Source organism: Bacillus sp. L_1B0_5, assembly GCF_000836715.1.
GTDB lineage: Bacteria > Bacillota > Bacilli > Bacillales > Bacillaceae_G > Bacillus_A > Bacillus_A thuringiensis_S.
Window position 1 is genome coordinate 1 of sequence record NZ_JXIS01000147.1, and the last position, 12,302, is coordinate 12,302.

Here is a 12,302-nt window from a genome sequence, read left to right on the forward strand (position 1 = left end):
TATTTATGAGTTTTGCAACACCATCTAAAATAAAAAGAAATTATAAAAGGAGAAATTAAAATGACAACAATGCAAGTAAGTAATGACATGTACAAAATCCCAGAGGCGGATGTAGAATTATTAAAGATTATGGCCCATCCAGTTAGATTACAGATCGTGAAAGAACTAGAACGTCGCAAAGTTTGTAATGTAACAGAGTTAACAGATCTATTAAAAGTACCGCAATCAACTGTATCTCAGCATTTATCTAAGATGCGTGGCAAGATTCTACGCTCGGAAAGAAGAGGGTTAGAGATGTACTATCATATTGCAAATTCCAAAGCATGCCAGATTGTTAGTGTACTAGGTTTATAATTAGCTCAAACTAAATAGCAGATTATAAGATTAAAAATAAAATAAGGGCAGCCATATTAGGCTGCCCTTATTTTATTTGTGATTTTGCATATATTTTTGCACATTTAGTATAACAAACATTTTTCTTTCCTATCAAACTTCAATCTTATTTTTTCTCAATATGTTTCGTTTAATTTTATATTATAATAAACTTAGTTCTTTTTATTTATGCATATTTTCTGGGGGGAATCCTTTTGCTGAGGATTCCTTTTTTATTTTTAAATAATTCATAAATAAACATAATTCAATTCAAATTGAATTTTAAACTGCTATTCATAAAGAAACTGTTGAAATAGCCTGTTTGTAAATGAATTGTTGCTTTCCGTGACTAGAAACTAGCACTGAAAATTTATCAACAGCGATAATGATTCCAGGTACTCTTACTCCGTTTAGTAAAAATATCGTTACTAATCTTTTTCCCTCTATTAACTTCTTATAAAAATTTTCTTGTGTATGCATTAATAGTTTCTTCCTCTCTTTAATTGTTCTAATCTTTTTAGATCCTTCTTATGGATGCAAAAAGAACGGTATAATTATAACGTTTTTGATATATTAAAATTTTAGGATTTTAATATATTGTTATTCTACAAAGAGATCCTATATAAAAATAAAAGCCCTCACAATGAAGTGAAGACCTTTGTTTATTTATCATCCACCAGTATGGCCGTGAGCATATTGTACGATTTTATCCCCGCTAAGAGCTTTTTGTGTATCAGTTACATTATTAGCGTTAAACATAAACGTGAATACGGCTGTTAATCCAATTAAGCTAAACATTACTTTTTTCATTTTAAAGCCTCCTTTTCAAAGTTTTGTTCTTCTGCTTGATGGCTAAGATAAAAATAATCGCTTGCTTTTGAACGGTTATTTTCTTGATGGAATAAAACCGCTAACTTTTTAGCGTATTCTTGTACATATTCATGTAGGTCTTCTCTATTAAAATAAGAAATTCCTGTTTTAATTGTCTTCTCTAATTCGTCAGCAGCGACCTTTTGATTTAATTTTTCTAAAATTAAAAAGTGATGTTCGTATTCCTCATTCTTTAGCTCTTTACAAATCTCTAAGCCTTTCACTATAAGATTAGAAGTTTCTTTGGCCTCACCAATTTTCATATGCTCCCTAGCTTTAATAAAAATTGCTTTATAATCTTTAGGGAGTTCTTGTGTTACTTCAGAGAGGTATCGTATTGCTAGTTCAGATAAATTTTGACCTGAATACATTAAACCTAAGTTATGGCGTACAAACGTGATATTCTTTTCTTCACCAGATTTTTTGAATGTATTAATAGCTGTAATAAAATGTTCTTCAGCTTCCTCAAATTGTTTTAAATGAGTACAAGCTAATCCAATTAAATTATCACATAACCCAATATTAGTTTCATATCCTGCATGCTTTTTAAAGGTATCCTTTGCTTTGGTAGCTTCTTTAATTGCAGCAAGCGGTTTGTAAATATGATAATGGAAAGTTGATAATTTAAAATGGAATTCAGCATGTTCAATTTCATCAGGAATGTGTTTTAAGAGTAATTCAGCTTGATTATAATGTTCTTTTGCACATGTAAAATCACCTGTTATATTTGAATGAATAGCTTTAAAGAAGTGGTAGTAGTATTGTAAAAGCTGATCTGCAGGTACACCCAATGAATCGACTTTATCAAAACTATCTTTTCCAATACTTAAACTATCAAGCATATATTGATGACGAAAGTCTAAAAGAGCATAGTATAAAAGTAGGTTTTGATCTTCTTCAATGTTATGTATTTTTTGATCAATCTCAAGTTTTAAATTATGTGCCTTTCCTACATGTCTGGCACGTATCTCTATATACCAGTCATTTAACATTTTTGTGATTTGCTCATTACCCTTTATCGAAGCAATCATTATATATTCCCCCATCCTATAGAGTGTCCTATTTATTACCATCATAGCAGAAAAATAAAATTTATTAAGTAATTTTAATTTATTTATCAACAAAATTCTGAAAATTAACGGTAATTATACTGATTTGTTGAATCTTAGAGTGTAAATAAGTGGATTAAAGTCTGAAAATAAAGATTTTACTTTGTGTTCAGTTGATTGTTATGATGTTAATGTAAAAAAATGTATAAGGGGATGGGCTTTTTGAAGAAAACTTTAAGGTGTATTTTTAGTATTGTAGTTTTAACTGTATTTCTACTTAGTAATTTAAAGTATGCTTCTGCATCTGAAAAAGACTATGAAGTTATAACAAAGGAAGCAGCACAGCGTAAAGCAGAGATTTATGTTAAAGCTATAGGAGAACACTCGTATCCTAATTGGATAGATTCAAAATTTAGTGAAAGTAAAACTTTAAGAGATTTAAATGGGAAAGTGAAAGGATACTTATTTCAAATACAAAAAGAGAATCAGGACTACGGATATGTTATTGTAAATGGTAGTATGATAGGCAACTCAATAATAGAATCAACAAGAGCAGGTGATAATCCATATAAAGATATTCAAGAAGATCATGCAGTGTACACTGGGCCAATACAATATTTTAAAAAAGAGAATGGCTTAGTTACTAGTCTTAATACTAATGAAATTATCCCAAACAAAGATTTAATAAAGAATAAAAGTTTAAAAGAAGAAGTTGTATATTCTTCAAAAAATTTTGGTGGAAATGTCATTCAACAGGAGACATATAACAGTAAAATAATTAAGGATGTTCCAGACTACACCTGGCTGGTAGGATGCGTCCCGACGGCAATAGCTAATATAGTAGTTTATTGGTCCAAAAATGGATTTCCTAATTTACTAAAAAATAACGAAACTTCAGATTGGTTAATAGACAATTTAGGAACTATGATGGGGACAGATAGAGGTACTGGTGAAAGTACAGGAGGAGTGAAATATGGTACTTACACAGATAGAATTGCTCCAGCACTTCAAATATATTGGAATAACCGAGGATATAGTAGCCCGGATGTTAATTATGCTGCATATGAAAAAATAACATTTGATACAATTAAAAGGGAATTAGAATCTGGACGACCTTATGGTTTTAGCGTATCAAAGCATAATTTGTATACAGAACACTATCTTACTGGGATAGGGTATGAAGAACTTATAATACCTGATTTGAATGAAACATATCAAACCTTAATTGTGCATGACACTTGGAATACAACTCCTGAAGATGTTTATTTGGATTATAATGAAGTAATTAATAAAATTGATTCTTATTTATTAATCAATCCATATAATTTTAAGGATGTTCCAAAAGGATATTGGGCCTATGATCAAATTATGTATATGGTAGGCAATAAAATTATGAATGGTTATGGAAATGGATATTTTGGAGCGCAAGATAACATGACAAGAGAACAACTAGCGGCATTTTTATACAGATACATAAAGCCAGTAGATACAAATGAAAATCCATATGGCGATATCGGTGACAGTCCATTTAAAAAAGAAATTACAGCATTAACAAAGAGAGGTATTTTCTCAGTAAACTCAGAAAAGAAATTCAACCCCAAAAATACAGCAACCAGAGCAGAAATTGCAGCTGTATTAACAAAAGCATTTGATTTAAAAGTAAAAGCGAACTATGAGTTTAATGATATGAAGGGTCATTGGGCAAATGAGTATGTAAAAGCGTTATATAGCAATGGAATTGCGAATGGGACAGGAAATAAAAACTTTAGTCCATCCGCCAATGTAACAAGAGAGCAAATGGCGATGTTCTTGTATAGGGCGATTAACCTTGATCCTAATTATACTCCATCTCCGATTTAAGAACTTTTAAGAAAGCTATTGTCAAACCAGACAATCACCAATAAAAAGTGCCTAATTGTACTTTTTTATTGGTGATTTTTAATATGTACATAGAATTATTTTATATATTACAATGTGTTTTGTTTTATCGAATTAAAATTTGCAATATTTCAATAATACAGTTATAGTTGTAATTGTAAAAAAATGTATAGGGGGATTGTTATGTGTAAAGGAAAAGGTTTGTTGACAGCTACTGTATTTTCTATGGGACTATTTCTTTTTGATTTAAACATTTCTAATGCGGAAGAGGGGAATATTGGGATTGTGTCTGAAGAAGAAGCAAATTATAAAGCTAAGGTGTATATGGAGAATGTAAGTAAACAATCATATCCACAATGGAAAGAGGCGCAACTTAGTGAAACGAAAATTCTACATGATTTTAACGGAAGTGTTAAAGGTTATTTATTCCAAGTAAATAAAGAAAATAAAGATTGTGGTTATATTATTGTTAATGGAACAAATAAAGGTTCTTCAATTTTAGAATCAACTAGGGAGGGAAGTAACCCGTATAAAGATGTTGCAGAAAGTGAAGCAATATATTCTGGACCAATTCAATATGCAAAAAAAATAGACGGTAAATTTGTAGATATGCCAAGAGATGAAGTTATTTCAAAGAAAGATGTAGAAAATAAAAGTCAAATGATAAATCCAAAAAAATATGCTTCTACAACTTCTGAAAATACATACGTAGAAAAGAAAATTAATAATGTACCAGATTATACATGGTATAAAGGGTATACTCCAACTGCTACTGCCAATATAGTATCCTATTGGTCTCAAAATGGATTCCAAAACCTTCTTCAAAGTTATGAAGGTTCTAATCAGTTAATAGAAAATTTAGCAAGAGATATGGGAACTGTACAAGGTTATCGTAGTCCGGATGGTAAGGTATCTGGTGGACAGACAGAAATGTCTAAAATTGTACCTGGTTTAAATAAATACTGGAATTATAGAGGTTATGATGTTAATGCTGAATTAAATGGGACACCTTCATATGAAAAATATAAAAAAGAGATTAACGCAGGTCGCCCTATTATTATTAATACTTTAAAGCACTTTATGTATAAAGATCATTCTATAACGGGAATAGGGTTTGAAGAAATGTACATGCCTGAATTTAATGAAAAATTGTCAAATATTATTATCCATGATACATGGGATGAAACCCCAGTAGAAATTATGCTTGATTATAATGAGAGTTCTAAATATATCAGTAATTTTGTTACTATAAATCCATTTAATTTTATTGATGTCCCAAAGGGACACTGGTCATATGAGCAAATTACGTATATGGCAGGAAATAAAATTATGAATGGATATGGAAATGGTTATTTTGGAGCGCAAGATAATATGACGCGTGAACAATTAGCGGCATTTTTATACAGATACATAAAGCCAGTAGATACAAATGAAAATCCATATGGTGATATCAGTGACAGTCCATTTAAAAAAGAAATTACGGCATTAACAAAGAGAGGTATTTTCTCAGTAAACTCAGAAAAGAAATTCAATCCAAAAAACACTGCGACACGAGCAGAAATCGCAGCTGTATTAACAAGAGTATTTGATTTAAAAATAAAAGCGAACTATGAGTTTAATGATATGAAAGGACATTGGGCAAATGAGTATGTAAAGGCGTTATATAGTAATGGGATTGCGAATGGGACGGGGGATAAAAACTTTAGCCCATCTGCAAACGTAACGAGAGAGCAAATGGCCATGTTCTTATATAGGGCAATTAATCTTGATCCTAATTATATTCCTGTTCCGATTTAAAATAAATATTATTATTTGCACAAAGTTACTAAAGAACATTATTAGTAACTTTGTGTTAGGAATGAAGTTAATTATTTAATAGAGAGTGACTTTAAAATAGAAACGGAGATTTTTTATGAAAAAGATTATGAAAATTCTTTATATCATTCCAATATTAATAGGGATGATATTTATTGGTGAGAAAAGCTCATTTGCTGCAAAAACAGAAATAAGTACTATTACGATGGAAAAGGCTGAGAATAGGGCAGAAATTTATAAGCGAGCTGTAAGTGAAAAAGCGTATCCTCAATGGAAAACGGCAAATTTTAGTGAGAAAAAAACATTATACGATTTAGAAGGAAAAGTAGATAGCTATTTGTTTCAATTGCAAAATAGTGACCAAGAACTTGGTTATATAATCGTTAGCGAGAAAAACAATAACTTATCGGTTACTGAATCGACAAGGGAAGGCAGTAACCCTTATAAGTTTGTAAAAGAAGGCGAGGCAATATATACAGGTCCGTTACAATATTATCAGAAAAAAAATGGTGAATTAATAGATCTTAATACTAGTAAAGCGTCAGAAAGTGTGGGCCTTACAAGAGGAGTGCAGAATAAAAAATCAGATAATTATTCGTTTAGTTCCTCAAAAGCACTGGTAGTGGGAGAAGAAATATATAATTCAAGAATTTTAGATGTACCAGACTATACTTGGTACGTGGGATGTACACCAACGGCTATTGCAAATATAGTAAGTTATTGGGCTGAAAACGGGTTTCCTAATTTGCATAAACGTACTGAAACTGCAAATCAATTAATAGACCGTTTAGGGAATCTAATGGAGACAGATAGAGGAACTGGTGAGACTACAGAAGGGGTGCTATTTGGGACTTGGCCACATAAGATTAAACCTGCATTAGAGAAATATTGGAAAGATAGAGGTTACACAGCGGAAATATCATGGATGGTAGAACCACTATCTTATTCTGCTGTTCAAAAAGAAATAAACGCTGGTCGACCAATAGGGTTAGGTGTTCAAAACCATCCAATTTATACTAGCCATCATATTACTTTGGTAGGATATGAAGAGTTAATTATACCAGATTTAAATGAATCATATCATACTGTAATCATTCATGATACATGGAATACTACTCCAAAAGATGTATATCTAGATTATGAAGATAACATCCAATATCTTATTCACTACACCACGATAAATCCATATGTTTTCATAGATGTCCCAAAAGGACACTGGTCATATGAGCAAATTATGTATATGGCAGGAAATAAAATCATGACAGGTTATGGGAATGGATATTTTGGAGCGCAAGATAATATGACACGTGAACAATTAGCGGCATTATTATACAGATACTTAAAACCAGTAGATACAAATGAAAATCCATATGGAGATATCGGTGACAGTCCATTCAAAAAAGAAATTACAGCATTAACAAAGAGAGGAATTTTCTCAGTAAACTCAGAAAAGAAATTCAACCCAAAAAATACAGCAACTAGAGCAGAGGTTGCAGCTGTATTAACAAAGGCATTTGATTTAAAAGTAAAAGCGAACTATGAGTTTAATGATATGAAAGGTCATTGGGCAAATGAGTACGTAAAGGCGTTATATAGCAATGGAATTGCGAATGGGACGGGGGATAAAAACTTTAGCCCATCTGCAAACGTAACGAGAGAGCAAATGGCCATGTTCTTATATAGGGCAATTAATCTTGATCCTAATTATATTCCTGTTCCGATTTAAAATAAATATTATTATTTGCACAAAGTTACTAAAGAACATTATTAGTAACTTTGTGTTAGGGATGAAGTTAATTATTTAATAGAGAGTGACTTTAGAATAGAAACGGAGGTTTTTTTATGAAAAAGATTATGAAAATTCTTTATATCATTCCGATATTAATAGGAATGATATTTATTGGTGAGAAAAGCTCATTTGCTGCAGAAAATGAAAAAAATATTATAGCGAAGGAAGAGGCACAGCGTAAAGCTGCGATTTATGTTCAAGCAATAGGTAAACAATCATATCCTAATTGGATAAACTCAAATTTTAGCGAAAGTAAAACTTTAAGAGATTTAGACGGTAGAGTGAAAGGATATTTGTTTCAAATACAAAAAGATAATCAGGACTATGGGTATATTATTGTAAACAGTAGCAATAAGGGATCATCAATAATTGAGTCTACAAAAAAGGGGAATAATCCTTATAAAGAGGTACCAGAAGGTCAAGCTGTGTATGTAGGACCGTTACAATATTTAAAAAAAGAGGGCAATAAAATAAGTAGTCTAAAGACGAATGAAATTGAACAGAAAAATATAGTTCAATTTGAAGAAAAAAAACAGAACTTAATTTCTTCGTCGAGGGGTTATGTTAAGGAAAACATTCCAAATAATATACCAGAAGATATTTACAGAGGGAAAAGTATAAACAACGTACCTGATTACACCTGGTATAGAGGTTGCTCTCCAACGGCTTTTGCTAATTTAGTAGCATACTGGTCACAGCAGGGATTTCCAAATCTACTAAAAAACAATGAATCAGAGCATCAATTTATTAACAATTTGGGGGATGTTATGGGTACTACACCTGGAACATATGACCCAAAAGGAAATGTTATTGAAGGGGGAGCAACTTCAATCAACAATATGGTCCCAGGGTTGAATAAGTATTGGAACAGTCGAGGGTATTCTATGAACGCAGAATTAATAGAGTCTCCATCATTCGAAAGATTTAAACAAGAAATAGATGCAAATCGCCCGTTTGTAATAACAATTTTGCCGGATAGCCCTTTGTATAAGGGGGCACATTCAGTAACTGCAGTGGGGTATGAGGAACTACAAATTTTTGAAACGAATGAAACATTCCGAACGTTTGTTGTTCATGATACTTGGTCTTCTACTCCTTTAGATGTTAGTCTGGACTATGATGAGTATCTTAAGTATATTCATGACATCGTAGTTGTAAATCCATTTTCATTTATTGATGTTCCCAAAGGACATTGGGCATATAATCAAATTATGTATATGGTTGGGAATAAAATTATGACAGGATATGGAAATGGATATTTTGGAGCGCAAGATAATATGACAAGAGAACAACTAGCGGCATTTTTATACAGATACTTAAAGCCGATCGATACAAATGAAAATCCATATGTTGATATTCATGACAGTCCATTTAAGAAAGAAATTACAGCATTAACAAAGAGAAGGATTTTTACAGTAAACTCAGAAAATAAATTTAATCCGAAAAGTACCGCGACGCGAGCAGAGATTGCATCCGTATTAACGAAAGCTTTTAATTTAAAAATAAAAGCAAACTATGAGTTTAATGATATGAAAGGTCATTGGGCAAATGAGTATGTAAAAGCGTTATATAGCAATGGAATTGCAAATGGGATCGGAAATAAAAACTTTGGTCCATCTGCTAATGTAACGAGAGAGCAAATGGCGATGTTTTTGTATAGAGCAATAAATCTTGATCCTAATTATATTCCGGTTCCGATTTAAGAATATGATAGACAAAAACTATTAAAATAAAAAAGCCCTAATAGGGCTTTTTTATTTTAATAGTTTTTTATTTGTTTGCATTAATCTTCTGAGCTATATTAAACATTTCATCCTTGATTTGTTGTTTTTCATCATTAGATAATAGATCTTTTGATGGATTTAATTCTTTAATCATTGAAAAACTAGGGTTAAAATGTTGAAGGTTTTTATTGTCGTACAGATTTGCTCCATATGTAATCCAATATATTCCTTTTAGTCCAAGCACACTAAAGTAATTAAATGCCCAATTTTCAGGTGAAGGGCTAATTTGGCTTGCTCTCTCATTATTAATTAATTGGGATTTTGCAAAACCGGCAGCTCTACCTATGTAGCCATAGTGAATATTTGCTAATTCCATATTTTTTACATTTTGTCCATTAAATATGAATCCATCTTTTCCACCAAATAATTTATTCCCATAATACCATTCACCATAGTCAGATTGTTGTTTTTCAGCTATAAATGCTCCAACGCCTTTAGGATATGTACCTAATCTTTTATCCTCTTCTACTGCATAATTAACAATAATAGCATTTCTTTTAAGAATAAAAGAAAAATGATCTGTGATATCGTTTGTATCGGGAGTTGCTGCTAATGCACTACTGCTAAATATAGTTGTAGCCATTGCGATAGCTATAAGTAAAAGTGAAGCTTTTTTCATCATGGTTCCTCCTATAAATTGGATTATATATTTATAGTGTACAACTTTAGAGTGTTTTTATAAACAATAAATTCTAAAAATAATATATTTTGTAATAAAGTAGAATTTTTTGTTTATTTATCTTATTTTTTGTTATATTATGTTAATTGATAACAAGCATATAAACAAAGAAGGGAGGAAGAGTATGAAAAATTTAGGAAAGGTTCTATTGGTATCTTCATTATTAATGAGCCCTGTGACTACAATAAATATTCATGCTGAAGAAATTGTAAAACAAGATGATAAATCTTATGAAAATGCTCTTGCTGCAGCTAACTCATATTTTCAAACGGTAATCAGTAATACTACATCCAACTGGGATAAGGGAGAATTACTTTTTGATAGGAAATTGTATAATACACAAGGGGAAAAAGTAGCATATCTATTTCAAGTTCAACAAGCAGAACGAAAACAAGGGTATCTAATTGTAGGAGTAGTTGGGGGTACATATAAGGTTTTAGAGTCTTCTAGAGAAGGTGAACATCCTTATCAGAATGTAAATAAGGATGAGAGTATTTATCAGGGGCCATTATCTTATTATAAAAAAATTTCAAGCTCTAACGAAGTTCAAAATATAACTACAAAAGAAATAAACAAAATTACTAAAATTAAACCAATTGGTAGTAGTAGATTAATGGTACAAAAGTCGGATGCAAATTTAAAAGCAATGAATATTCCAAATTATAATTATAAAAAGTTAGATGGTGTTGTTAATACTACTAATAAAAATGGAGCAATTACGGATACTCTTGCTAATATTGTGATTTACTGGACTTATAAAGGCTATCCTAATTTAAATCAAAATCATGAAAACTACGATTTTATTCATGACAATCTTAATAAATTAGTTAAAAATGACTCATCTATAGCTGTTAAAGGGCTTAAAGAGTACTTTAGTAGTATCGGAAAATATCCTTTGACTGTTAATGAGTATAGTAGTAGAGGACAAAATGGAATCAGTAATGCAGAGTTGTTTAATAAATATAAAGCAGAAATTAATGCCAATAGACCAGTCTGGCTTAATACGATGCAACACCCGTTTTATGAAAACACAGCATTAACTGGTACAGGATATGAAGAAATCTATGATCCATCAACAAATCAATGGCATCGTGTTGCAGTAGTGCATGATACAAATTCAGCTACAACATTACGCGATATATACGTTACGTGGGATTCTACGTTTACTGATGTTAAGGCCATTATTCCTGGTTAGGCATAAAAGAAAAATATTTACTATAAGCTATTCCAATTATAATACTTTTAAACTTTAAATATATTTTAAGGAGTCGAGAAAACATGAGTCTTAATAGAAAACTAAAACACGCTGGTTTAGGAATGGCATTAACACTTTCGGTAACTACGTTAATTCCAAACACATCTTTAGCAGAAACAAGTGTAAAAAAACATGAAAGTGTAAGCGAGTTGAAAACATCGGACAATATTGGAAAGATTGAGACAACGAGTATGCCAGGCCATCAAGATGTCCATTCAAAGATCATAGAAGATAATAAGGAAAAAAGAGTTGTAGAAACGTGGGATAATGAGGGGAATTATAGAGCAACATTTTATAAAGATAAAAATGAAGTAGTTACAGAAACCTTAGATAGAAATGGAGTGGTATTGTCAAAAACTTCGACCGCTCAAACGCAAGTTAAGCCTTTAAAGGATAATATCCAATATAATCGACCATCAATTGAGTTAGTTGATAGTGGACAAGACTGGTTGGGGAGGTATAAGTATTATTTCTATACAGAGAATGTATGGGTTATACAAATTCCAGGTAGAACCAAGAATCCTATTCAAAGTGCTAATAATAAGACTGATTTAGGGGCATTTAGAACGGCTGTCAATAATTTAAGAGTTGAACAGATAGGACTGACAAAAGCTATGGGTGGTGTTGCAGTAGATGCAGCTGTTGCAGTAGCTACAGTACCTACTGGATGGCCTGCTGTATTAGCGGGGTTAAAAACATTAGGTGCTGGTGCAGATGCATTAATAGCAGGCGAGAAAGTTAATAATCTTACAAAAGATTGTACTTATAACTTCCAACAGGTTTCTCTTCAATAAAATAAATACCACTGTAA

The 12,302-nt window shown here is 31.5% G+C and carries 10 protein-coding genes and 2 pseudogenes; 8 read left to right on the forward strand and 4 right to left on the reverse strand.

The window, feature by feature from the left end; translation table 11 throughout:
- Positions 1 to 60 precede the first annotated feature (60 nt).
- On the forward strand, positions 61 to 354 hold the full coding sequence (locus RT27_RS30205) for a metalloregulator ArsR/SmtB family transcription factor (RefSeq protein WP_043938837.1): 294 nt from the start codon (positions 61 to 63) through the stop codon (positions 352 to 354).
- Positions 355 to 666: 312 nt separating this feature from the next.
- On the opposite strand, the gene hfq is transcribed toward RT27_RS30205, so the two are convergent.
- The 3 genes from hfq to RT27_RS30215 form a co-directional block, all read right to left on the reverse strand.
- Positions 667 to 852, reverse strand: a complete 186-nt coding sequence (gene hfq / locus RT27_RS30210; RefSeq protein ID WP_000557411.1) for an RNA chaperone Hfq — start codon at positions 850 to 852, stop codon at positions 667 to 669.
- A gap of 189 nt (positions 853 to 1,041) precedes the next feature.
- On the reverse strand, positions 1,042 to 1,182 hold the full coding sequence (locus RT27_RS35520) for a hypothetical protein (protein ID WP_197078017.1): 141 nt from the start codon (positions 1,180 to 1,182) through the stop codon (positions 1,042 to 1,044).
- Positions 1,179 to 2,273, reverse strand: a complete 1,095-nt coding sequence (locus RT27_RS30215; RefSeq protein WP_043938839.1) for a Rap family tetratricopeptide repeat protein — start codon at positions 2,271 to 2,273, stop codon at positions 1,179 to 1,181. Before RT27_RS30215 ends, RT27_RS35520 begins: the two co-directional genes overlap by 4 nt.
- 231 nt (positions 2,274 to 2,504) lie before the next feature.
- Between RT27_RS30215 and RT27_RS34535 the strand changes: the two genes are divergently transcribed.
- The 5 genes and pseudogenes from RT27_RS34535 to RT27_RS36305 all read left to right on the forward strand — a co-directional run bounded on the left by RT27_RS34535 (position 2,505) and on the right by RT27_RS36305 (position 9,476).
- Entirely contained in the window at positions 2,505 to 4,151 is a 1,647-nt protein-coding gene (locus RT27_RS34535) for an S-layer homology domain-containing protein (protein WP_082045012.1), read from the forward strand.
- A 201-nt stretch (positions 4,152 to 4,352) separates the two neighbouring features.
- Positions 4,353 to 5,966 carry an S-layer homology domain-containing protein gene (locus RT27_RS36300; protein WP_197078018.1) on the forward strand — a complete coding sequence of 538 codons (1,614 nt, stop codon included), beginning with the start codon at positions 4,353 to 4,355 and terminating at the stop codon, positions 5,964 to 5,966.
- Between the two features lie 223 nt (positions 5,967 to 6,189).
- Positions 6,190 to 7,080, forward strand: a pseudogene (locus RT27_RS35965) (C39 family peptidase); the annotation flags it as partial.
- Positions 7,081 to 7,176: 96 nt separating this feature from the next.
- Positions 7,177 to 7,674: pseudogene (locus RT27_RS35970) on the forward strand (S-layer homology domain-containing protein); the annotation flags it as partial.
- Positions 7,675 to 7,826: 152 nt separating this feature from the next.
- Positions 7,827 to 9,476 (forward strand): S-layer homology domain-containing protein, encoded by a 1,650-nt coding sequence (locus tag RT27_RS36305; protein WP_082045014.1) that lies wholly within the window; start codon positions 7,827 to 7,829, stop codon positions 9,474 to 9,476.
- A 67-nt stretch (positions 9,477 to 9,543) separates the two neighbouring features.
- Here the strand turns inward: RT27_RS36305 and RT27_RS30260 are convergent, their stop codons facing one another.
- On the reverse strand, positions 9,544 to 10,176 hold the full coding sequence (locus RT27_RS30260; protein ID WP_043938841.1) for a polymorphic toxin type 44 domain-containing protein: 633 nt from the start codon (positions 10,174 to 10,176) through the stop codon (positions 9,544 to 9,546).
- Positions 10,177 to 10,360: 184 nt separating this feature from the next.
- On the opposite strand from RT27_RS30260, the gene RT27_RS30265 reads away from it, so the two are divergent.
- Together RT27_RS30265 and RT27_RS30270 are read left to right on the forward strand one after the other, a co-directional pair.
- Positions 10,361 to 11,431 (forward strand): hypothetical protein, encoded by a 1,071-nt coding sequence (locus RT27_RS30265; protein ID WP_043938842.1) that lies wholly within the window; start codon positions 10,361 to 10,363, stop codon positions 11,429 to 11,431.
- A gap of 83 nt (positions 11,432 to 11,514) precedes the next feature.
- The gene (locus RT27_RS30270; RefSeq protein ID WP_043938844.1) at positions 11,515 to 12,285 is read left to right on the forward strand and encodes a geobacillin-26 family protein; all 771 of its coding nucleotides are present in this window, start codon (positions 11,515 to 11,517) and stop codon (positions 12,283 to 12,285) included.
- The last annotated feature ends 17 nt before the right edge of the window (positions 12,286 to 12,302 follow it).